Genomic DNA, 24,142 nt, shown 5'->3' with positions numbered 1-24,142 from the left:
TTAAATATATTATGACACAACAAACTATTTTAATTTTTGGAACTATTTTTGGAATGCTAGCAGTTATTTTTGGTGCTTTTGGAGCTCATGCCCTAAAGAAAATTTTAACTGATGACCAATTAAAGTCATTTGAAACTGGTGTGAAATATCAAATGTATCATGCTATCGTTTTACTTACAATCGGTTTTAATTTTGAACACCCAAACTATTTGTTGGGTTTGAGTTTTATAACTGGTATTTTTCTCTTCTCCTTTAGTATTTATGGACTGGTTTTGTCAGATGCAAAAGGAAAAAAAATGAGGTTTTTAGGTCCAATAACTCCTCTTGGTGGATTATTTTTAATTATTGGCTGGGCAATGCTTTTATTTGAAATAATTAACTTGTAAGTTTTATGTAAAATATCTTTTAATCTAAAAACACAATTAATGTATAGAAAAAAGCTACCTTTTATTTATTCCTGAGAAATAAGTTACGTTTTTTGATAGTTTTGTATACTCGCTATGACAGATTTTAAATCAACTTCTCATTATTTTTCAACAAGAGAAAACTCATATAACTTCCCTCCTGAGCCATGAGATTTTTCATCAGTGATATAAAGTGTATTGTTATCTTTAAAAGTAACTCCTTCTTTTTGTGAAGTATACCCTAAATCATATTCTGTAACTACTCCACTGAAAAAATTATCACCAGTAAAATCTGTAAAAACTAATACTTGATCATGAGTTAGCAAGGCTACTTTTGTTTTATCAGGAGATATACACGCTGCTGTTACCCAACAGTGTATGCTATTATTACAATTTTCAAACGTATCAATATATTCTGCAGTATATTTTCCTTTTGTGGTTGGTACTTTATATAAACTTGTTTTGCCATAAGCTCCTTTTACACGACTTTTAGTAAAAACATATAACCCACCTTTAAAATACAATAGTGATTCGGCATCAAAAAAACGTTTTTTCTTTTTAGGAGGAAATTTGGTTTGATTGGAGTATTTAAATTTAATTTTTTCTGGTGTTACTATTTTTTGAGATGTGAGTTCTTCTGCAGTTATTTTATAAATCACTAAATTTTTACGCTTGTTACCGTTATTCCCAAAATCAGCAATGTATAAATTACCTTCTTCATCTGAAGTAACATCTTCCCAGTCTTTATTTTTTATTGTCAATGCAATTGTTTGTTGTATTTCACCAAAAATATTTACACCATAAACATCAGCTTTATTTCCACTATCATTATGCATCCATAAAATATCTGATTTTTTTATTTTTTCAACACCAGATACTTCTTTTAGTTCATCAGGAAGAGAACTCACAACTTTTAAACGTCCATAATTTGTACAACTTAAAATTAAAAATATACTTACAAACGAATAGAATGGCTTTTTCATTTTGAGAAATAAATTATTAAAGTAAAAGTACTTAAAAAAACATATTCAACTTACCATTACCAACCTTAGTTTATATATAATTAGCAATAACAGTATTACTCAAATAATTCAATTGTATAATTCAATAATGCAATACCTCCTTCTTTACCATGACCAGGTATCACACATTTAACATCTTTATACTTCTCTTTTACAGCATCGACAGTGTTTGCCCATTCTTTTACATTCGCATCTGCTAAATTTCCTTTTTTCCCCTTTAGAGTTTTCACTAAACATCCTCCAAACAACACTTTATCTTTGGAATAATATCCAACTATATTGTCTTTCGTATGACCTTCACCTAAAAATTCGCAAACAATTTTATTCTTACCTACTTTTAATTCAAAATTATTATGAAAGCCATGTTGTGGTATTATAGCACCCTGTTTTTTAGCAAATTTTATAGTTTTTAAACTAGCGTATGAAGGTATTTCTTTATCATGAAATGCATTTAAACTGCCTAAACAATCTACATGAAAATGAGTAGGAACTACTGCTTTTATTGTTGCTTTTTTTGTGTTTTCTACCCAATTTATAAACTCTTTAGCTACTTTGCTTTTAGAGGGAGTATCAAAAACTACAGCCTCATTACTATCAATAACTAACATACCATTACACGCTACTTTCCCCCAACTTTCGGTATCTAAATATGTAATATGCATAAATACATTATCTGTTAGTTTCCTTATTTTTAAGGTTTCAGATGAATATACTTCATTCGATTTATCAGCCTCTTTTTTACAACTAATAGTTAATAAAAATAATAATAGAACACCTGTAACAAGCGGAAAAATTTTCATATAAATTTATTTCTTGCAAAGATACAATTGTGACGTGAAATTTACTTAAATCAACAAATGAAATACTTAAATTTCTACTTCAAGTTTACCGAAAGAAAATAAATTTACACTCTATAAAAACTGTAGTTTTTTTTAACTCCTTATAAATTTTCATCTTAAGTGAGAAAATCTTTAACACTAGGCAAAATCTCCAAAGAAAAACCAATTTAGTCCTTTTGCTATTTTATTTTTTGTTTTATTATTTGTATCAATTTTAGACTCTCTATTAAATAAATCAATTATGTACTCATTAAATTCTTTACCTATTTCTTCTTGCAAATATCCTTGCAAATAATTTTCAGATGCTTTCTCCCCCTTTATTTTTTCTATGTCTAATAAATCTTTATAAAGAATTTCAATTTCCTTTTTAACTGCTTTAGGAATTGCTTTTCTTCGGCCTGTATAACTTATCGTTTTTCCTTGGTTATCTTTATTAATAGTAAAATCAGTTATAACCCAATAATATCTTCCACTTCTTGTTACATTTTTAATTATAGCATGAAAGTTTTTTCCAATTTTCAAATTACTCCATAACAATTTAAAAATCACTTTAGGCATATCAGGGTGTCTAACTATATTATGAGGTTCTCCTATTAACTCTAACTTATTATATTCTGATATTCTTTCAAAAACATCATTCATATAAACTATGGTACCGTATGTATCTGTTTTGCTTACAATTGTTAAATTTTCAGCTACTTTTACCTCTTCATCTAGAAAAATTTTAGATCTTAAATCATTTTCCATTTATATTGTTTTCTTTTAAGGAATAATTTTGTTTGTTAAACAATCTGTTTACAGGTTATTTCTTTTTAACTACTATGCTTATTGCCTTTAAATAAATTTTATTTTTCCTAAAAACTTGTCGCATAGCCAAAATCCGTTTTCGCTCATTTGGGTGGGTTAATATATTGAACACAATTTTTAACATTCTAAAAAACCCCTCATCATCTATCATTCTTTTAGGCTCGAGCAAATGCATTGGACTTGTTTCAGTTTTTACAATTTCAAACCCCTCTTTTTCTAATAAATCAGTCCATTCATTAATCGTTAGAGGTCTTGCATTTACTTTTATTGCTTTTGCTAACTCTTTTTGTATTTCTGATTTCTTTTCATCAGAAATAGTATCAGGTTGCAAGGCTAATTCATGAATACCGTACAAACCTCCTTTTTTCAGAATCCGGTTGGCTTCCTTTATAATTTCCTTCTTTTTAAGGTCATTTTGCATTGTTAATATTGCTTCTCCATATACCTTGCTGTACGAATTATCATTTAAAGTAGAATTAGTTGCATTGCCTTTAATAATTTTTAGATCTTTCCCTATGAAAGTTTTACGAAGAATACTTGCTGCTTCTTCATTTAGTTCTATTCCTGTATAAGTTTTTGGACTATCTTTTAATGCTAGGGAAGCTGTAACTCCTAAACCAGGAGCGAACTCCACAACGTCGTCATTAGTGTTTATTTCTAAATTTTTAATAAGTTTAAGTGTAAGTTCCTTTCCCCCAGGGCGCAATACTTTTTTCCCCATTTTTGCAAGTATCCAATGTCCTTGACGTCTATTAATTGTTATGTCTCTCATATTCATCACCTCTAATTTTCAATAACTTTTTCAACTCGCTTTTCATTATCAAACTTACTCAATGTTAGCCGAATGATGCTATTTTCAATTGCTTTTAATCCGTGTGGAACATTGCCATTCAATGTAATCAAATCTCCTTTTGTTAAGTACTTGATTTCTTCCTTTAGCGTAAAAACAATATTTCCTTCCAAAATTTCTATTATTATTGGATAAGAAGTTTTGTGCTCTTTCATTTCTGTTTTCTTATGCATAACTATCCTAATTTCTTTGGTGAAATCGGATTCAAGTAAAACAGTTATTAAAGGTTTATTTTTACTGTATGCTACATCTTTGTATATATTTGTTCCTTTCATTTTTTTGTAATTTAGAATGAATCAAAATTATGTTTTTTACAAATAAAGCATTATGATTTAAATCATATTGACATGAATCTTTATAGTAGAGAATGCTATAGTTATAAAAAAGAATTAGTAATCATTGTTTTGTGCCACATATACTAAAACATACGTCTAATAAATGTGGTAAAACAGTCATTGATACAGGAAATATACAGTGTACAATTGTCAGAAGAAGAAGCAGTGCTTATAAACTTAATGCACTCTTAAATATTAGAACTATTAAACTAATAATTAAATTATTAGTTTAATAGTTCTAGCAATAATAGTTTTATTCTGTAAAATACTTTTTGATAGTTTCTTTTTCGCTAGAATTTAAATTTTCTATAGCTTTATCAATAGTTTCAAGTGCTTCTTTTTCTTTAATTGTTAAATCATATTTCAAAGCTACTAAATTAATAGTTTCACCCTCTGCAGATTTTAAGTTTGAAGGGTTTAAACCATTGTCTTTTAATTGTTCAATGTTTAAATCAATTTCTTTTATAGATTTAGAAAAACCATCGGTTAGTTCCTCTCTTTTTTGAACTAAACTTTCTCTTTGACAGCTATAATTATTAGAAATTGCTTCTGCAAATTCTTTTTTTTGCTCACCGACTAAATCTTGACTATAATTTTGTAGGTTTTCAGTCTTCTTTTCCATATTTCTAGTTTGAACACTTACATCTTTTACTATTACTGATGGTAAGTTCATCTTTATATCTTGCCTCAGCATTTTAAATTCAGGAACGCCAAGTACAAATTCTGTTCTATCCATTTTAAACTGTGGTAACTTTGTTTTAACTTCAACAGTTTTAGTATGTACCTCTGGAATTTTTGTTAAAATGTCTTTCCAAACTGTCTTACATTTTGGCACCCCCTTAGTTTTCCCTCCTAATATTTTTATCCAAGTATCCTTGCAATGAATTTGAGGGTATTGTCCTGTTTTTTTTAAAACCATTTTTGTGTACACCTTATCAAACTTTATAGATTTAAGTTTCATTGTTATTTGAGGTAAATCAAGAGATATTTTTTTGTCTCTCATTGTAACTGACACTAAATCTAATGCAAAATGTTGTTCTTTCATTTCAATATCAAAGTCAACTTTTGCAGAAGCTTCTATTGGGTTATCAGGATCTGGCGCCTCCTCTTCAATTTCTTTTGCATCTTTTTCAATGTTTTTATACTTCAATTCATACTTTTCTTTAATTGCATCTAATACTATTTGATTTCCTTCACACTGAGCCATTAAAACCTGTACGGTCATTAATAACATGATTAGCATTATTAAACTTCCTTTTTTTGTTTTCATAATTATTAAATTTTACTGATTTTTTTCAAATTGCAATTTATAACTAACAAATTATCAATAAAATACCTATCATTAGGTAATTTTAAAAGCTAAACTCTTATTTCCATAAAAAAACCACTGAAAAATCAGTGGTTTTTATTTTTGTAAATTTTTTAAAATTAAAAAGTATTTATTTGCTACCATCCTCCGGTAGCGCCGCCGCCGCCAAAACCACCACCGCCAAAACCACCACCGAAACCGCCGCCACTAAATCCTCCACCAGAAGAACCTCCAAAGCCTCCGCTTCCAAAACCTCCTCTTCCTGAATTACTTAGTATAATGGTATCGAAAATACCCCTAGTAGAATCTGATCTTTTATATTTTCTTCCACCGCCTCGGCCTCCTCGATTTCCTCGTGATATTATAATGAAAAAGATAACAAGTATAATTATAAAAATAATGAAACTAGGGTCAAAATCGCCCTTAGATTGTTTTCTTTCTCCCTTATATTCCCCTTGAAGAACTTTAAAAATCGAATTAATTCCACTATCTAATCCTGCATAGTAGTTTCCCTTTTTAAAATAAGGGATTATATTGTATTCAATTATTTGACGTGAAACATAATCTGTCAATAAATGTTCGGTACCGTAACCAGACCTAATGGTTATTTTTTTATCATCCTTAGCTAATAATATAAAAACTCCATTGTCTTTTGTTTTTTGACCTATCCCCCATTTATGAGCCCAATTAGTAGCTAAATAACCTATTTCTTCACCTTTAGTTGAATCAATAATAACCAGTACTATTTGAGTAGAAGTAGTATCTGAATACTTAATTAATTTTTCTTCTAACCTTGATTTTTCTGTATCGGAAAGCAACTTAGCATAATCATATACACTCGTTTGTTTTTCAGGAATTTTAGGAACCTCAAAACCTTGCGCAAACAAAGTTTGCAATGAAAAAAAAACTAAAAAAAGAATAACAAAATATACTGTTTTTTTCAATTTCATTTAGCCTTTTGATATTTCATTAGACAACTCATCTTCATCATCAATTTTCCAAGGAAAGTGTACTTTCAATTCTTCACCTGCCTTTAAAACTCCCTCAATAATACCTTGTTTAAAATCCCCTCTCTTAAATTGTTCTTGCATTATATTTTTAGTAGTATCCCAAAAATTAGCAGACACCACATCGTTAATACCTTTATCTCCATAAATTACAAATTTATGATCTTCAACAGCTACATAAATCAAAACTGCATTTGCTGCTTGGGTATTAAACATTTTCAAACTATTAAACACTTCTTGGGCTCTATTATAATGAGATAATAGAGTGCTTTTTTCTATGTGGACTCTAATTTCTCCAGAAGTATTTAATTCAGCCTGTCTAATAGCTAAAACAATTTCCTGTTCTTCTTCTACAGAAAGAAAATTTTCAACCTTAGACATCAATTAAAATTTAAAATCTACATTAGGAGCCTTTTCAGATCCTGCATCAGATTTATAACGATTCATTTCATCAAAATTAAAAATTCCAGCTAAAATTGAACCTGGAAACTTTTTAATATGTTTATTATAGATGTTAGTACTCTCATTAAAACGATCGCGAGCAACTTTGATACGATTTTCTGTACCTTCTAGTTGACTTTGTAATTCTAAAAAGTTTTTATTTGCCTTAATATCAGGATAACGCTCAACAGACACCAGCAATTTAGACAATGCTCCTGTTAAGCCTTGTTGTGCTTGTTGAAACTGAGCCATCTTTTCTGGAGTTAAGTCTCCAGCATTTATATTCACAGAAGTAGCCTTAGCACGCGCATTAATTACATCAGTAAGCGTAGATTTTTCAAAATCAGCTGCTCCTTGTACCGTTTTTACTAAGTTACCTATTAAATCATTTCTTCGTTGATATGAACTTTCTACGTTTGACCATTTAGTTTTTGCATTCTCCTGATACTCAACTGCTGTATTATTAAACCCTACAGCCCAACTATATAAAGCATACGTTATTACACCTACAATAATTAAAGGTACTAACCATTTTTTCATAATTTTTGATTTTATAATTGATTTTTGATTTTTATTAATTCTGCTTTTACAGTTTCTAATCTACTAATTATTTCGTGATTATTCACCACTCTTTCAGGGTTTCTCTTTAACTTTTGTTTAGCTCCTTCTAAAGTAAAGCCTCTCTCTTTAACTAAATTAAAAATAAGTTTAAAATTTTCAATATCAACTTTAGTAAATAATCTATTCCCTTTCGCATTTTTTTTTGGTTTGATTACATCAAACTCTTTTTCCCAAAAACGTATCAAGGAAGTATTCACTCCAAAAGCATCAGCAACTTCACCAATTTTATAATATCTTTTGTCGGGTAACTCTACGTACATTTTTGTAAATTAATCGTATGACTGTCCCTTTTGCTGAGAAGCCTTTTGCATTGCTATAAATTCTTCAGGTGTTAAATCGCCGTAGTAAAAATAAATAGGATTTACTGGTCGTCCATTTTTATGCACCTCATAATGTAAGTGTGGAGCTGCAGAACGCCCTGTATTACCAACATATCCTATTAAATCTCCTCTTTTTACACTTTGCCCTTTTTGAGCAACCATTTTACTCATGTGAGCATAAATTGTTTTATAACCATATCCATGATCTATGTATACTACTTTTCCAAAAGTTGAACTTCTGTGAGCTTTAACAACCTTTCCGTTTCCTGAAGCAAAAATTGGTGTTCCAGTAGGCGCAGTAAAGTCCATCCCATTATGCATACGCCATGATTTTAAAATAGGATGCAAACGCATACCATATCCAGATGCCATTCTTTTTAAATCTTCATTTTTTACAGGTTGTATTGCAGGGATTGAAGCTAACATCTTTTCTTTTTCCATGGCTAAACTTACTATTTCATCTAACGATTTTGACTGAACCACCATTTTTTTAGATAAGATATCTAACTCTTTGGTTACATTTTTGATCATACTACTATTTTCAAAACCTTCTAAATGTTTGTACCTGTTTACACCACCAAATCCTGCTCTTCTCTGTTCTTCTGCAATCGGACTTGCTTCAAAATATGTTCTATATATGTTATTATCTCTTTCTTGTAACTCAGTTAAAATCCCTGAAGTTTCATCCATTCTTTTTGATAGTAACTCATAATGTAGTTTAAGGTTTTCTAGCTCTCTCTTTTGAGCTCTCTCTTTTGGTGTCAATAAAAACTGACTAAACCCGATAAATCCTAAAAAGGCTATTAATAACCCTCCCGTTACTACTAAAAAAGCTTTCTTATATTTCTCCGTTGTTTTACTCTCTATTTTTCTGTAAGATAACGTCTCTGGATCATAATAATATTTTACTTTCGCCATAATGCTAAATATACTATTTTTGTGCTCTTTAAACGAGCTCCTTTATTTAAGGGTTTATTGTTTAAAAACACACAAATTTACAAAATGTTTTAAAACTACTTATTTAAAGCAGTTTTTTAGTTAAAAATTAACAATTTTAAGATACTGGAGTGGTATGAAATCTCAAGAAGTTAGAGCTAAATTTTTAGATTTTTTTAAATCGAAACAACATGATATTGTTCCTTCTGCGCCGATGGTGCTAAAAAACGATCCTACTTTAATGTTTACTAACTCTGGTATGGCACCGTTTAAGGAATACTTTTTGGGTAATGCCACACCAAAAAATAATAGGATTTCAGATTCACAAAAATGCTTACGCGTTTCAGGTAAACATAATGACTTAGAAGAGGTTGGATATGACACCTATCATCATACCATGTTTGAAATGCTAGGAAACTGGAGTTTTGGTGATTATTTTAAAAAAGAAGCTATTGCCTGGGCTTGGGAATTATTAACTGAGGTTTTTAAGATAGATAAAGATATTTTATATGTAACTGTTTTTGAAGGTGATGAGAAAGACGGTACTAAAATGGACCAAGAAGCATATGATTTATGGAAGCAATATATTTCAGAAGATCGTATTTTAATGGGGAATAAAAAAGATAATTTCTGGGAGATGGGTGAACAAGGTCCTTGTGGTCCATGTTCTGAAATTCATGTTGATATTCGTTCTGCCGAAGAAAAAGCTAAAATAGACGGAAAATCATTGGTTAATGAAGATCATCCTCAAGTTGTTGAAATTTGGAACTTAGTATTTATGCAATATAACCGTAAAGCTAATGGTTCATTAGAAGGGCTTCCTTCTAAACATATTGATACTGGTATGGGATTTGAACGTTTGTGTATGGTTTTACAGGGGGTTCAGTCTAATTACGATACTGATGTTTTTACCCCTTTAATTCGTGAAATTGAAACTATTACTGGTATAGAATATGATAAAGATGAAAAAATAGATATTGCCATTCGTGTAATTGCTGACCACGTGCGTGCTGTTGCATTTTCAATTGCTGATGGCCAGTTACCAAGTAATAATGGTGCTGGTTATGTAATTCGTAGAATTCTTCGTAGAGCAATTCGATACGGATTTACATTCTTAAACCAAAAAGAACCTTTTATTTACAAACTAACAGAAACACTATCTCATCAAATGGGAGCTGCTTTTCCTGAAATAAAAAAGCAAACTACATTAGTACATAATGTAATTAAAGAAGAAGAGCAATCTTTTTTACGTACACTAGATCAAGGATTATTATTATTAGATAAAGTTATTGAAGACACCAAAGAAAAAACAGTTTCTGGTAAAAAAGCTTTTGAATTATATGATACCTATGGTTTCCCTTTAGATTTAACTCAATTAATTGCTCGTGAAAAAGGGTATGAAATAAATGAAGAAGAATTTAAAGCGGGCATGAAAGCTCAAAAAGATCGTTCTCGTGCTGCATCTGCAAGTGAAACTGGAGACTGGGTTACTCTAGTAGACGATGATGTAGAAGAATTTATTGGGTATGACACACTAACTGCTAATGTAAAATTAACCCGTTACAGAAAAGTAACTACTAAAAAAGATGGTGATCAATATCAGCTTGTTTTTAACATGACTCCTTTTTATCCTGAAGGTGGTGGACAAGTTGGTGATAAAGGAGCCATTGAAGCCCCTAATGGAGATGTTATTTATATAACTGATACTAAAAAAGAAAATAATGTCATTATTCATTTTGCTAAAAATCTTCCTAAAAATTTAGGAGACACTTTCAAAGCTATAGTAAATGATGAATTTAGAAAATTGTCTGCTAGCAACCACTCTGCTACTCACTTATTACATCAAGCACTTCGCGCTATTTTAGGTTCTCATGTTGAACAAAAGGGTTCTTTAGTTAGCCCTAAACATTTACGCTTTGATTTTTCTCATTTTTCTAAAGTTGACAAAAGTCAGTTACAAGAAATTGAAGAATTTGTAAATGCTCGTATTCGTGAAAACCTTCCTTTAATAGAAAAAAGAAATATCCCAATGCAACAAGCTATTGATGAAGGAGCGATGGCTTTATTTGGAGAAAAATACGGCGACAGTGTTCGTGTTATCCGCTTTGGTCAATCAATAGAACTATGTGGTGGTACACACGTTCAAAAAACGGGTGATATTTGGTATTTTAAAATAAAATCAGAGGGAGCTGTTGCTGCAGGAATTCGCCGTATTGAAGCTATTACAAACATTGCTGTGGGTGACTACTTTGAAGATATTGAACGTAATTACACAGAAGTAAAACAGGTATTAAAAAACCCTAAGAACCTTACAAAATCAGTAGTTGCTTTACAAGATGAAAATACTAATTTAAAAAAGCAATTAGAGCAGTTATTAAAAGATAAGGCCAAAAACATGAAAGGTGAAATCAAAAACCAATTACAAGAAGTTAATGGTGTTCACTTTATAGCTACAAAAGTAGATTTAGACCCTAATAGTATTAAAACCCTATTATTTGAATTAGGTGGAGAGGTTGAAAATTTATTTATTTTATTTGCTTCTTCTGCATCACCAGAAAAAGCAATGCTAACTTGTTATATTTCTAAAAACTTAGCAAACGATCGTGGATACGACGCTGGTAAAGTAGTTAGAGAACTAGGAAAGTACATTCACGGAGGTGGTGGTGGGCAAAATTTCTTTGCTACTGCAGGAGGTAAAAACCCAGGTGGAATTCCAAAAGTACTAGAAAAAGCAATTGAATACATCGGATAAAACAGATTAAAAATATTTAAAAAAGGTTCAAAGTAAATTAAAACTTTGAACCTTTTTGTATTTGTGAGAAAGAAAAAAGAACTCAAGCCTTGATTTTAAAAAAACTCCCTTATATTAGAATATTTAAGAGTTAATCATGAATTTACAAACTCAAATACCGTTAAAACCTCAACAACATAATCAACTAGATTATCATTCAGAAGTTGTATTAATAGGCTCTTGTTTTTCTGAAAATATAGGCAATAAATTATCCTATTATAAATTTAAAACGCTACAAAATCCTTTTGGTATTTTATTTCATCCTAAAGCTATTGAAAAAATAGTCAATAATGCAATTAACCAAAAAGAATATAATGAACAAGATATCTTTTTTCAAAATGAACGTTGGCACAATTTTGATGCTCATTCCTCTTTAAGCTCTCCTAATAAAAATGAACTATTAAATAACTTAAATAAAGCTGTTAACACAACTTCAAAACAACTCAAAACTGCCTCACACATAATTATTACATTGGGAACTTCTTGGGTATACCGCTTTATAGAAAGCGATACTATTGTTGCTAATTGCCATAAAATACCTCAAAAAAAATTTTTAAAAGAAATTTTATCTGTTGAAAAAATTTCAGAAAGTATAGACGCTATTAATTCATTAATAAAATCAATAAACAAAAATGCTTCAATAATTTACACTGTATCTCCTGTTCGTCACATTAAAGATGGTTTTATTGAAAACCAACGAAGTAAAGCACACTTATTAACAGCTATTCATGCTATTATTGAGCCTCGAGATAAGACATACTATTTCCCTTCTTATGAAATAATGATGGATGAATTACGTGATTATCGCTTTTATACTGAAGATATGGTTCACCCTAATACAACAGCTATAAATTATATTTGGGAAAAATTTACTCAAAATTGGTTCACAAATGATTCTTTACAAACAATGAATCAAATTGATGTTATTCAAAAAGGATTAGCCCATAGGTCTTTTAACCCTAACTCAGAAGCGCATCAAAAGTTTTTAGTTAATCTTCAAGAAAAAATAAAAACTTTAAAAAACAAACACAATCATATTTCCTTTTGAAAGAAAATAATTCAACACAATACACTTAAAAAAGGCTGTCTGAAAAATTACATTTCAGACAGCCTTCTATATTTTAAATAATTCCTTTGCTAAAATAAGTTATAGGTGTTGATCTACATTCCCCCAAGGGCCTCCATTAATTACATCAACTCCATGATTAATTAAGAAATCAGTAGCTTGACCACTTCTTCCACCACTTCTACAAACAGCAATTACAGGCTTACCCCATGATTTGATTGTTTCTACATTTTCTGGTATTGTATTTAAAACAATATGTTTAGCACCTTCAGAATGCCCTTCGTTCCATTCACCTAGAGTTCTAACATCTAATACAACTGCACCTTTCTCTAAGTATTCTTTAATTTCGTTACTCATATTTTTTTTTCTAAATAAATTAAATAATCCCATTTTATGCTTGCTGGTAATTGTTAAGCAAAAATAATCCGTTTTCTATTAAAGTTTTGTAGCATTTGTTACTTTTAAGTAACTCTAAATATTCTTTAATTTTACTTTTTATTGAATACTCTTTATCAATAGCTAACTCTAATAATTCTAACGGCAATAACCAGTCATTTTTATATTGGGATTCTAGTTGTTCAAAAATATCTTTTATCTTAATTTCAGAAACCGTACCATTTTCTCTCATTTCTCTGACAGCATCATATAATGAATATAATTTCTCATCAGATTCTGAATATGTTATCTTCTGAGTTTTGGTTTCTGATACTTTTCCTAAATCTTCAAAAGAGCTTACATCAGCCGTCCTGCATAAGCAGAGATTACCTCAACACCAACAGCCATATCATATATACCCCAATCAGGATGAAACAAAACTTTGTCTCCATATGTTACTGTACAATCTTTAAAAGAAATTAATAAAATTCTTCCTCTTAACTCTCTTGTACCAGTAATAACTTCTCCTTCTACCTTAATACCTCCTTCAAATTCTAAAGATACTTGTTTACCTTCATAAATTCCGTAAGCCTCTAGATCTCTGGGACTCATATTTTCAATTGGAATATTTATACCTTTTAATTTTCCTATCGGACTTCCATACCCTTCAGCATGATAGTTTATTCCATGTCCTATTAATTCTTTATCTCTATTTGATAATGCAGTACCTCCAGTTGTTTGAATATAAATAGGACGATTTTTTTCATCAGATATCACATTTGTAAACACTCCTGATATCTGAACACCTGTACTTAATTCAATTGTACCTAAATTTTTAGAATCTATTAATTTCTCAACTCCTTTTAACCCTCCAGTTCTTATAGCCATTTTGTTAGCAAATTCCTCTAAAACCAAGCTTAAATGTGCAAAATTTGGAGTTACAAATAGTTGTGGTTGCGGTTTAGTGATATCAAAACTTACATCTGCTGCTTCAATTGAATAAGCTAATTTCTTAACCTCTTTTTGCAAACACCCCTTACTTTCACCTATCGAAGATAAAAGTCCGGCTCCATAAATTTTTGGATCAGTAACAGTACCTATTAATCCGTACTCAACAGTCCACCAATGTAAATTTCTTATCTGAGCCATCTCAGATAGCTCGCCCATATTATTTTGTATCCATTCAACGTTTTCTTGAGCCTTTTCAATTGATTCTTTCGTTGCATTAGGATCTTCTTTCAATATAGATAATAAACGAATGGCTTCGTACATTTCAAAATCTTTAGAAGAAGAAATAGCCTTTGCTCCAATTTCACCAAAACGACGTAAATACTCAGCATACTCAGGATTCGCTATAATTGGAGCATGACCAGCTGCCTCATGAATAATATCTGGGGCAGGTGTATACTCTATATGACCAATCGTTCTCATATCAGAAGCAATAACCAATACATTGTAAGCTTGAAATTCCATAAATGCATTAGGAGGTATAAAACCATCAACAGAAACAGCAGACCACCCAATTTCTTTTAATATTCTATTCATACCCTCCATTCTTGGAATATGCTCTACAGAAATACCTGTTTTTTCAAGACCTTTCATATATGAATTATGAGCTACTTTACCAAGATAATCTACATTCATCCTCATTACATAACGCCATACGGCTTGATTTTGAGCTGTATATTCATTATAAGGTTGTTTTACTATAAATTTATGTAAATGTTTTGGTAACTTTTTAGTTACTTCATTTAATTCAAAATGAGCCTCCATAGAATGGTATTTTAACACCGTAAATTTAAGTTTTTTATACTTCACAAAAAACTGATATTCGTTAAATTATATATTTTGTATATTTAAGGCTAGCACAAAATATCTAAGCTTAAAAATGAGAAACAGGGCCAGTTTTAAAATTCGTTTATTTATTGGGCTAATAATCGTTGCTTTTGCTTATTTAAAAAAATGTAGTCAGCAAGAAGAAAACCCTTACACTGGAAAAACGCAATCTATTAGTTTATCTCCTGAACAAGAAATTGCTATTGGTTTGCAACAAGCTCCCTCTATGGCTCAACAACATGGTGGATTATACCCTAACAATAGATACCAAGAAATTGTTGATCAAATTGGACAGCAACTTGTTAGCAACACAATTGCAAGAAAATCAGGTTATAAATATGATTTTCATTTATTAAAAGACCAAAGAACCATTAATGCTTTTGCTTTACCAGGTGGTCAAATTTTCATTACGTATGCTTTATTTTCAAAATTAACAAACAAGAATGGTAATTTGAATGAACATATGCTTGCTGGGGTATTAGGTCATGAAATTGGGCATGTTTTAGGCAAACATTCCAATGAACGAATAACTGAAGCTAACTTTTGGAAACTATTAACAATGGGAGCTTCAGTTGGTGCAGACTTAGGGGAACTTGCCAATAGTATAGGTCAAAATACGCTACTTAAAAACGGACGTGGTGACGAGCTAGAAAGTGATGAATTGGGAGTAAAACTAATGATCGATGCAGGTTACGACCCGCGTTATCTAATAAATGTAATGGAAATTTTAAAAGTTGCTGCTAGTCACAATCGTGTTCCTGAATTTCAGAGTACACATCCTGACCCTGAAAATAGAATTGAAAAAATTAAAACTACTATTAAAAAATATAGCAAATAAAAACTTCCTTAGCCGTAAAACTTATTAAATAGAAGTTGCAATCCCTTTAAACACCTCTCTTATCTCTGTAAAGCTTCTCCCCTGGTATACGAATTTATTTATCTTACTTCTCAACTTTGTGTTTATAACCAGTTCGCTATTATCAATTGCTAATAATATATTTTGCTTGTGCATTTCCTTAGTTATTTTACTCATCAAATCATTATTTGAATACGTATTTTTTAACTCTCTTAACTTTATAGCTTCTTTTAGTGTTTTTCCGATATAAAAAGATTTCAAATATCTTCTAATCTCTTTTTCTATACCGCTTTTACCTAATTCTTTTAATCTTAAAACTTTATGTAGACTATTATCTCCTAAAACATTATCAAAATTTTCTTCATTTATTGATACTTCTTCCAATTTATCAAATAAAGAAACCCCATGAAGATGTATGTTCTTTATTTCGCAAGAGCTTTCAAAAGATGTATTAGTATTAAAACCGCAAAAAATAAAATTATTAAAATTATTTATTTCACTATTTTTCAAATTCAACTCACTAAAATTCAATAATAATGTAAAGTTGTCTGGAACATCTATTAAATAAAAATTAGAGATAAAACTTCCTTCATTATCTCCAAAAACAACTTTAATTAAATGATTAAAATTTTCTACACAATACTTTTCTTCATTAGAATAATACTCACACAACAATAAAAATAAATTACTAATTGCCTTTTTATCTATAAACTTTAATTCTGATCTATGTTCTTTTATATTACTAATTAATTCTCTTATAAGAACGTAAAAATTATCTCTAGTAAAATATGTATCTAATTTAACTTTATCAATAATACCCTTAGCTATTATAGAATTATAATTAGCTTCAAACGCCAACACTCTTATCAATTCGTTACTAAGCTCTATAAATGGTTGCTTTTTCAATAATCCCAAAACACCAGTAATACAAAATTCAGAAGCTAAAAACCGATAAATAAAAACATAGTAATCCTCTTGTTTCCTTAAAAAAGGGTGATCCTTAAACCCTTTGCTACCTTTTCAGAATTACTTATAAAATCTATTTGATTAACTATGTCTAAGATTTCTTCCTCTCTTATTCTTCCCATTTTTTCTATCGCCATAATAGTAAAAAACGCAACCTGACTATCAATACTTAAATCATAACCGTATTCATGCTTTTTTATCCCTTCTCTATTAAATGTTTGTTGAATAATAAAATCCAATCTATAATTTGACAGCAAATATTCTGAATTAAACATATCGTTATCAACCTTAAAACTACCTTCAGAATTCATAAAATCTAAAACAACATCTAAAACAAAAGGAGGATACACATACTCACTATCCTTTTCTTTTTCCATTACAAATTCATGCAATAATGAAAGTCCTCTTTTTATTTTTAAAGAAGAAACTCCATTCAATGAAAAATATTTTTCTGCTAGTTTTTTATTGAAAGGCATTAAATTATAAACAACAATGCCATTTCCATTGCCATTAATTTTATTTAAAAAAGTTTGAATATCTTTTACATACAAATCTCTACTCGTTAATAGGATTTTTCCCTTTCCTATTTTCTCCCCTAATTCAGATAATTTAATTAAAAAAGAATGTAAGTTAAAACTGGTAATTGTTGACACTATTTCATCTACTCCATCAATTATCATTAGAATATTACCGTAGTTAAAATTATTATAGAATAACTGCTCATCTATACTATTTCCTTGACTATGACATTTCTTAAAAATAGAATACAAATCATATTCAGTTTCATCTGAAAAATCAGTATTTTTAAAACTTTCAATAAAAGCATTAGCTTCTATAAAAAGAACCAAATGTTTGTATTCATTTTCCTTATTAATTAATTCATCATGGATTTTTTCAACTAAAGTTGTTTTCCCTATTCCTCCAGGAGCTTCAATAATACCTATAGAAGGTGAACGCTCTTCAACAATCCAATGTAAAATATCTACTAAATGAATACTATTTGTTTCATGCTTAATTACAGGAGACACAAAATCATCGATTCCTAAAATCGGCAATTGATTAATATCATTTAATGTTTCTTCAAACAAAAATTCTCCAATATAATATACATTTTCTATCCTTAACCTATCTTTAAAATTATCTAATACTTTTCTAGTTTTATGATTAGGATTTTGAGGAACTAATAAATTAATATTTTTAAGCGGGTATTTTTTTGAAAGATCTTTTACGTGAGCTATCGTTGAAATAGTTGAGAATCCGTTTTTTAAAACAACGTAAATAATTTTTACATCCATTTTATTAATATAAAACAGAATAGTTTTTTGCTGATTATTTTCTAGTAGAATCTTATGCTCAAACCCTTTACGAATACTTATCAAACTTTCTTTTATATTGTCTGTATCCACTTTTAATTGAGTTGTATTAGACGACATAAAATTAACTACAAGATTTTCTGAAAACTCTTGAATATTTTTTTTATCGGTATCTAAATTATTATAAACCCTAAATCGTTTATTCTTAATTCTATTTAAATTATTAATATATGGATTGAATGCTAATGTTTTAGATTTATAATTATTATGTAATAACGTTTTAAACAAAACACAACTTTCTTCTTCTATTAAATTTTTTTGAATGTATTGATTAGATATTATAATTAAATAATGATTAATATGGCTAATACTTTTATCATCTTTAACAAGCACCAAATAATCAAAAAAGCGATGTTCTTTTAATTCATTGTATAATCTTTTAGAAGTGATATAAATGTTAATCCCTTGTTTTAAAAGACTTGAAACAAGTGTATGAACGTTTTCTATTTCATCATTTTCAAATGAAATTCCTAAAGAAGCAAAACTAGAAATTTTATTAATTGGCAAAACACCTAAAACATTGTCAATAATTTCGATAACTTTAAGTATTTTAGAAATGTCAGGAGCATCAAAATATAATTTTTGATAAATAGCTTCATAATCTATAAAATCTTCTTTCACATTTAAACGAAGCCCTTTTGTTTCTAATAATTTAGAAATTTCGTTTACAGTTCCTTTATTTAATGATTTCACATCCTTTAAAAAGAAAAACTTTAAGTGCTTGTGATTTTTATGTAAATCATTTTTTAAGTACTTATTTATTGTTGAAATTATTTTTGTTTTACTAAAAGTAGAGGTGATTTGAAGGGCTATTTCATTTTCATTATCTAATGCATCAACTGCTGTAAAATTCAATGATTCCTTATTAGTGTTTATAAATTTATACCCATAAACGGTATTTAAAATTTCTATCGCTGTGTTTTCTAACAATACTTGCAACCCAAAATCATTAACTGCGTTTTCTATTTTCATTTTAGATTTTAAAAGCCCAAAACGCGTACTTAAACTATTAAATAATGTAGGTAAATTCATTTATTCTTAAATCATTAATTTTATATATTTTTAAATCTATTGCCCTTTATAAAGAATAATTAAGAAACATTTTTTTTTACATAAGTAGCCTTCTTATATTTTTGTGTAGTAGTCAAAATTCTTTTCACAACGATTAATAGTTTATAAAAATAACTATTTTACGGTATCACTTTTATTATTTATGCAAAATTTTCCTGTTGATGCTGTAAAAATCTATTTTTAAATTGATTAATTCATCTCATTCATTTATTCAAATACTAATTTCTTTCTTACTTTTACCATTCAATTCTTAAGATAATGAACAAGAAAGTAATTTTAATGATACTTGATGGCTGGGGAATTACCCAAGACCCAAAAGTATCTGCGATTTATAATGCTAAAACACCTTTTATTAACTCATTATATGACAAATACCCAAATGCCGAATTACGGACAGATGGAGAACATGTAGGCTTACCTGAGGGACAAATGGGAAATTCAGAAGTTGGACACATGAATTTAGGTGCAGGTAGAATTGTATATCAAAATCTTGCTAAAATTAATAAAGCAATCGCTGAAGGAACATTAGCTAATGAACCCGAATTATTAAACGCTTTTGAATACGCTAAAACAAATAATAAGAATATTCATTTTTTAGGCTTGGTTTCAAATGGAGGCATACATTCTCACATTAATCATTTAAAAGGGCTATTAACAGCTGCAAATGATCATAACCTGAAAAATGTATACTTACATGCTTTTACTGATGGCCGTGATTGTGACCCAAAATCTGGTAAATTTTTTATCAGTGACATTCAAGAGCACATGAAACAAACTACCGGTGAATTAGCGTCTATTACCGGACGTTACTTCGCAATGGATCGAGATAATCGTTGGGAACGTATTAAATTGGCATATGATGCTTTAGTTCATGGAATTGGAATAAAATCGTCTGATGCGGAAAAGAATATTCTTAATAGTTATGAAAATGGAGTTACTGATGAATTCATAAAACCAATTATAATGGTTGATGAAAATAATAACCCTAAAACAACAATTAAAGAAGATGATGTAATTATTTTCTTCAATTTTAGAACCGATAGAGGCCGTCAGTTAACAAACGTTTTAAGTCAAAAAGACTTCCCAGATCTTAACATGAAAAAGTTACCGCTATACTTTGTTACAATGACAAACTACGATGAAAACTTTACGAATATAAATGTAATTTACAATTCTAAAAATATAGAAAATACTTTAGGTGAAGTATTAGAAAAAGCACATAAAAAACAAATTAGAATAGCAGAAACGGAAAAATACCCTCATGTTACTTTTTTCTTTTCTGGCGGGCAAGAAAAAGAATTTAAAGGAGAAAAACGATTATTATGTCCTTCTCCAAAGGTTGCTACTTATGATTTGAAGCCTGAAATGAGTGCTTATGAAATAAAGGATGCAATTGTTCCAGAATTAAAAAAAGGAGATGTAGACTTTGTTTGTTTAAATTTTGCAAATGGAGATATGGTAGGACATACTGGAGTTTTCGATGCTGCTGTTAAAGCTTGTGAATCAGTTGACAATTGTGTAAAGGAAGTAATAACAACCGCCTTAGAAAACGACTATACCACAATTTTAATAGCTGACCATGGCAATTGTGAAACTATGATCAACCCTGATGGAACTCCACATACAGCTCATACCACAAACCCTGTTCCTATGATTTTAATTGACAAAGAATTAAAATCAATAACGAATGGAATTTTAGGAGACATTGCTCCTACAATTTTACATTTAATGGGACTTGATAAACCTGAGGAAATGACACAACATTCTCTTATTTAAAACACATTCTTATGAAAAAATCACTTTTTATCCTATCTTTTATATTACTAAGCTCATGTGCTTCAGTTCCCAAAAAACCTGCTTCTAAAGACAAAGACGGTCATCTAATTGGAATAGCAACTAGAAAAGATTTCCAACAAGAACCATACGGAAGCGACTGGTTTAATGACTTCTATTCCTATTATGAGATTGAAAACAAAACAGCTAAAAAGCTAGCAAAACATTTATCAGGAATTAAAATAAAAGCATTTATGGGAACATGGTGCGGTGATAGTAAACGTGAAATCCCTAATTTTTATAAACTATTAGACGAAGCCAAGTTTAACTTCAAAAAACTTGAAATGATTACTGTAAATCGTCAAAAAAAAGCAGATGGATTAGAAGAAGGATTTAATATAATTCGTGTTCCGACTTTTATCTTTTATAAAAATGGAAAAGAAATTGGTCGATTCGTAGAACATGCTCATGATGGTTCTACAATTGAAGATGATATTTTAAAAATAATTTCAGGACAACCTTATAAACATCCTTATCAAAAATAAACGTAAATTTGCGCTTCAATATTTTTAACATGATCAAACCAAAAACTAGAGAAGAAATAGAAATAATGCGTGAAAGCGCTTTAGTTGTTTCAAAAACATTAGGAATGCTTGCTAAAGAAGTTAAACCTGGTGTAACTACATTACATCTTGATAAATTAGCTGAAGACTTTATTCGTGAGCAAGGTGCTATCCCTGGTTTTTTAGGTTTATATGATTTTCCAAATACATTATGCATGAGCCCTAATTCTCAAGTAGTACATGGAATTCCTAATAATACTCCTCTTCAGGAAGGTGATATTATTTCTATAGACTGTGGTGCTATAAAAAATGATTTTTATGGTGATCATGCTTATACTTTTCCTGTAGGAGAGATTGCTCCAGAAACTCAAAAATTACTAGAGGTAACCAAAGAAAGTTTATATGTTGGTATTCGTGAGCTAAAAGCTGGAAATAGAGTTGGAGACGTTGGCTTTGCTATACAAAACTTTACCGAAAAGCATGGTTACGGAATTGTTAGAGAACTTGTAGGACATGGTCTAGGACGTAAAATGCACGAAGACCCTGAAATGCCAAATTACGGACGTAGAGGAAGAGGAAAGAAGTTTATTGAAGGAATGGTTGTTGCTATTGAACCTATGACTAACTTAGGCACTCATAAAATACGTCAACACAATGATGGATGGACTATTACTACTTTAGATGACAAACCTAGTGCCCATTTTGAGCATGATGTAGCCATAGTAGATGGCAAACCAGAATTACTTTCTACTTTCAAATACATATATGATGCTTTAGGTATTGAAAGCAACGAAGAAGATGAGTTTAGACAAAAACCTTTAATATTATAATAAAAGTGTCTTTTTTTAAAGCTGTTTTAAACACCATACCTAGACCTATTTTAATAAAAGCTAGCTACTGGGCAAAACCCATTATAGCTTGGTGGTTAAAGGGCGATACCTTTACTGATCCTATTGACGGAAAATCATTTCGTAAATTTTTACCCTATGGCTATGGTGTACAACGAGAAAATGCTTTATCTCCTTCTACCTTATCATTAGAAAGACATCGTTTATTGTGGTTGTATTTACAAAATGAATCTACTTTTTTTTCTTCTAAAAAAAAGCTTAAAGTATTACATATCGCTCCAGAACAATGTTTTTTAGACATTTTTAGAAAACAAAAAAACCTAGAATATATTACTTCTGATTTAGAATCACCGATAGCAGATGTAAAAGCTGACATCTGTGATTTACCTTTTGAAAATAACACATTTGATATTATTTTTTGCAATCATGTTTTAGAGCATATTCCTGATGACACTAAAGCGATGAATGAACTTTTCAGGGTTATGAAAAATGGTGGTTTTGGTATTTTTCAAATCCCTCAAAACCTTAATAGGGAAACTACTTTTGAAGACGATACAATTACCGACCCCAAAGAACGAGCTAAAATATTTGGACAATACGATCATGTTCGCGTATACGGCCGTGACTATTTTAACAAACTTCGTTCTATTGGTTTTAAAGTCAATGAAGTTGATTTTACTAAAAAAATCGCTCCAGAAAAACTAGAACGATTTGCTTTAATGAAAGGCGAAATTTTACCCGTTTGTTTTAAAAATTAATTTACAAACTCCTGCAACTTATTATCCTTATTATTATATAACAATACAACTTTCAACTCTGGGTGCTTTAACAAAAATTCTTTTGTTTTATCTAACCCCATTGCTAAAAATGCAGTAGCATAAGCATCTACATCTGCACAATCTCCTTTTAAACGAACCGAAACACTCAAAAGATTACTTTCAAAAGCTAAGCCCGTTTTAGGATTTACTGTATGTACAATTTTTTCTCCATTTTCATTCACTTTATACTTCCTGTAATTTCCTGAAGTAGCCATAGACTCATCGTTTAATTCAATTATTTTTTGAAGTGATCGTGTACCATCTACGTTTGGTTTCTCAATAGCAACTTTCCATAATTTACCATGCTTTTTACCTCTTGCCCTTATTTCACCTCCTATTTCTACTAAATAATTTTTAATTTTCTTACTCTCCAAAAACCATCCGATTACATCAACACCATATCCTTTAGCAAAAGCATTTACATTAAACTCTATATTAGAAGTTTCCCTATACACCTTTCTATTCAGAAGTTTTACTTTATCAAAACCAACACCTTTCATAAGCTCAGTAATTTCTTCTGAACTCAAATCCTTCTTCTCTCTTCCTGATCCAAAACCATAGGCATCAATTAAACGACCAATAGTAGGGTCAAAATAACCATTTGTTTCTGAATAAATTCGTTTAGCTATCTCAAACACATCAACGAACATATCATCAACTACCACCGTTGAATCTCCTTTATTAATTTTCGAAATATCTGAAGTTGGTATATACGTTGATAACGACTTATTAACTAAACCAAATAAACTATCTATCGATTTCTGATGATTTATTTTATCTAAGTAGGTGATATTATAGGTAGTTCCAAAAACTACTCCCTTAAGTTTAACTATGTTTTTCTCTTCTTTTTCATTACATCCAAAAAAAACAAATAAGACCAATATACCTGTATAAAAACTCTTTTTTAGCATTCCT

23 protein-coding genes and 1 pseudogene are annotated in these 24,142 nt (G+C 29.8%); 8 read left to right on the top strand and 16 right to left on the bottom strand.

The window, feature by feature from the left end; translation table 11 throughout:
* Positions 1-11 precede the first annotated feature (11 nt).
* Positions 12-386 carry a DUF423 domain-containing protein gene (locus ACMFBB_RS15180; protein WP_435261590.1) on the top strand — a complete coding sequence of 125 codons (375 nt, stop codon included), beginning with the start codon at positions 12-14 and terminating at the stop codon, positions 384-386.
* 140 nt (positions 387-526) lie between these two features.
* Here ACMFBB_RS15180 and ACMFBB_RS15175 read toward each other — a convergent pair whose 3' ends face one another.
* The 11 genes from ACMFBB_RS15175 to ACMFBB_RS15125 form a co-directional block, all read right to left on the bottom strand.
* Complete coding sequence (locus ACMFBB_RS15175; RefSeq protein ID WP_435261589.1) at positions 527-1,387, bottom strand: hypothetical protein; 861 nt, start codon at positions 1,385-1,387, stop codon at positions 527-529.
* 95 nt (positions 1,388-1,482) lie between these two features.
* Entirely contained in the window at positions 1,483-2,226 is a 744-nt protein-coding gene (bla, locus tag ACMFBB_RS15170; protein WP_435261588.1) for a subclass B1 metallo-beta-lactamase, read from the bottom strand.
* Between the two features lie 177 nt (positions 2,227-2,403).
* On the bottom strand, positions 2,404-3,012 hold the full coding sequence (locus tag ACMFBB_RS15165; protein ID WP_435261587.1) for a PAS domain-containing protein: 609 nt from the start codon (positions 3,010-3,012) through the stop codon (positions 2,404-2,406).
* Positions 3,013-3,067: 55 nt separating this feature from the next.
* Positions 3,068-3,844 (bottom strand): class I SAM-dependent methyltransferase, encoded by a 777-nt coding sequence (locus ACMFBB_RS15160; protein WP_435264319.1) that lies wholly within the window; start codon positions 3,842-3,844, stop codon positions 3,068-3,070.
* A gap of 11 nt (positions 3,845-3,855) precedes the next feature.
* Entirely contained in the window at positions 3,856-4,197 is a 342-nt protein-coding gene (locus ACMFBB_RS15155) for an AraC family ligand binding domain-containing protein (protein WP_435261586.1), read from the bottom strand.
* 313 nt (positions 4,198-4,510) lie between these two features.
* A complete protein-coding gene (locus ACMFBB_RS15150) occupies positions 4,511-5,527 on the bottom strand; it encodes a hypothetical protein (protein WP_435261585.1) in 1,017 nt (338 codons plus the stop codon).
* A 176-nt stretch (positions 5,528-5,703) separates the two neighbouring features.
* On the bottom strand, positions 5,704-6,516 hold the full coding sequence (locus ACMFBB_RS15145) for a TPM domain-containing protein (RefSeq protein ID WP_435261584.1): 813 nt from the start codon (positions 6,514-6,516) through the stop codon (positions 5,704-5,706).
* Positions 6,517-6,954, bottom strand: a complete 438-nt coding sequence (locus ACMFBB_RS15140) for a TPM domain-containing protein (protein WP_435261583.1) — start codon at positions 6,952-6,954, stop codon at positions 6,517-6,519. It abuts the gene before it with no gap.
* A 3-nt stretch (positions 6,955-6,957) separates the two neighbouring features.
* On the bottom strand, positions 6,958-7,554 hold the full coding sequence (locus tag ACMFBB_RS15135; RefSeq protein WP_435261582.1) for a LemA family protein: 597 nt from the start codon (positions 7,552-7,554) through the stop codon (positions 6,958-6,960).
* A gap of 11 nt (positions 7,555-7,565) precedes the next feature.
* The gene (locus tag ACMFBB_RS15130) at positions 7,566-7,895 is read right to left on the bottom strand and encodes a MerR family transcriptional regulator (RefSeq protein ID WP_435261581.1); all 330 of its coding nucleotides are present in this window, start codon (positions 7,893-7,895) and stop codon (positions 7,566-7,568) included.
* A gap of 9 nt (positions 7,896-7,904) precedes the next feature.
* On the bottom strand, positions 7,905-8,873 hold the full coding sequence (locus ACMFBB_RS15125) for a M23 family metallopeptidase (RefSeq protein ID WP_435261580.1): 969 nt from the start codon (positions 8,871-8,873) through the stop codon (positions 7,905-7,907).
* Positions 8,874-9,027: 154 nt separating this feature from the next.
* Here ACMFBB_RS15125 and alaS point away from each other — a divergent pair, with 154 nt between their 5' ends.
* Together alaS and ACMFBB_RS15115 are read left to right on the top strand one after the other, a co-directional pair.
* Complete coding sequence (gene alaS / locus ACMFBB_RS15120; protein ID WP_435261579.1) at positions 9,028-11,643, top strand: alanine--tRNA ligase; 2,616 nt, start codon at positions 9,028-9,030, stop codon at positions 11,641-11,643.
* A gap of 136 nt (positions 11,644-11,779) precedes the next feature.
* The gene (locus tag ACMFBB_RS15115; RefSeq protein ID WP_435261578.1) at positions 11,780-12,730 is read left to right on the top strand and encodes a GSCFA domain-containing protein; all 951 of its coding nucleotides are present in this window, start codon (positions 11,780-11,782) and stop codon (positions 12,728-12,730) included.
* Between the two features lie 99 nt (positions 12,731-12,829).
* Here ACMFBB_RS15115 and ACMFBB_RS15110 read toward each other — a convergent pair whose 3' ends face one another.
* Positions 12,830-13,105, bottom strand: a complete 276-nt coding sequence (locus ACMFBB_RS15110) for a rhodanese-like domain-containing protein (RefSeq protein WP_435261577.1) — start codon at positions 13,103-13,105, stop codon at positions 12,830-12,832.
* A gap of 34 nt (positions 13,106-13,139) precedes the next feature.
* Positions 13,140-14,896 (bottom strand): annotated as a pseudogene (locus ACMFBB_RS15105) (aromatic amino acid hydroxylase).
* Between the two features lie 115 nt (positions 14,897-15,011).
* Between ACMFBB_RS15105 and ACMFBB_RS15100 the strand changes: the two are divergent.
* On the top strand, positions 15,012-15,797 hold the full coding sequence (locus tag ACMFBB_RS15100; RefSeq protein WP_435261576.1) for a M48 family metalloprotease: 786 nt from the start codon (positions 15,012-15,014) through the stop codon (positions 15,795-15,797).
* A gap of 24 nt (positions 15,798-15,821) precedes the next feature.
* Here the strand turns inward: ACMFBB_RS15100 and ACMFBB_RS15095 are convergent, their stop codons facing one another.
* Both ACMFBB_RS15095 and ACMFBB_RS15090 read right to left on the bottom strand, forming a co-directional pair.
* Complete coding sequence (locus ACMFBB_RS15095) at positions 15,822-16,721, bottom strand: hypothetical protein (RefSeq protein ID WP_435261575.1); 900 nt, start codon at positions 16,719-16,721, stop codon at positions 15,822-15,824.
* A 77-nt stretch (positions 16,722-16,798) separates the two neighbouring features.
* Positions 16,799-19,186 (bottom strand): SMEK domain-containing protein, encoded by a 2,388-nt coding sequence (locus tag ACMFBB_RS15090; protein WP_435261574.1) that lies wholly within the window; start codon positions 19,184-19,186, stop codon positions 16,799-16,801.
* Positions 19,187-19,483: 297 nt separating this feature from the next.
* On the opposite strand from ACMFBB_RS15090, the gene gpmI reads away from it, so the two are divergent.
* From gpmI to ACMFBB_RS15070, 4 genes are read left to right on the top strand one after another with little or no spacing between them, the layout of a single operon-like run.
* Positions 19,484-21,001 carry a 2,3-bisphosphoglycerate-independent phosphoglycerate mutase gene (gene gpmI, locus ACMFBB_RS15085; RefSeq protein ID WP_435261573.1) on the top strand — a complete coding sequence of 506 codons (1,518 nt, stop codon included), beginning with the start codon at positions 19,484-19,486 and terminating at the stop codon, positions 20,999-21,001.
* A gap of 11 nt (positions 21,002-21,012) precedes the next feature.
* On the top strand, positions 21,013-21,543 hold the full coding sequence (locus ACMFBB_RS15080) for a thioredoxin family protein (protein WP_435261572.1): 531 nt from the start codon (positions 21,013-21,015) through the stop codon (positions 21,541-21,543).
* A gap of 29 nt (positions 21,544-21,572) precedes the next feature.
* The gene (gene map, locus ACMFBB_RS15075; RefSeq protein ID WP_435261571.1) at positions 21,573-22,391 is read left to right on the top strand and encodes a type I methionyl aminopeptidase; all 819 of its coding nucleotides are present in this window, start codon (positions 21,573-21,575) and stop codon (positions 22,389-22,391) included.
* A gap of 5 nt (positions 22,392-22,396) precedes the next feature.
* Positions 22,397-23,167: a class I SAM-dependent methyltransferase gene (locus ACMFBB_RS15070; protein WP_435261570.1), complete on the top strand. Its 771-nt coding sequence runs from the start codon at positions 22,397-22,399 to the stop codon at positions 23,165-23,167.
* Here ACMFBB_RS15070 and ACMFBB_RS15065 read toward each other — a convergent pair.
* Positions 23,164-24,138, bottom strand: a complete 975-nt coding sequence (locus ACMFBB_RS15065; protein WP_435261569.1) for an FAD:protein FMN transferase — start codon at positions 24,136-24,138, stop codon at positions 23,164-23,166. The genes ACMFBB_RS15070 and ACMFBB_RS15065 overlap by 4 nt on opposite strands.
* Between the last annotated feature and the right edge of the window lie 4 nt (positions 24,139-24,142).

Origin of the sequence: Tenacibaculum sp. nBUS_03 (assembly GCF_051201695.1) — a bacterium.
GTDB lineage: Bacteria > Bacteroidota > Bacteroidia > Flavobacteriales > Flavobacteriaceae > Polaribacter.
This window is presented reverse-complemented; position numbering and strand designations above follow the sequence as displayed.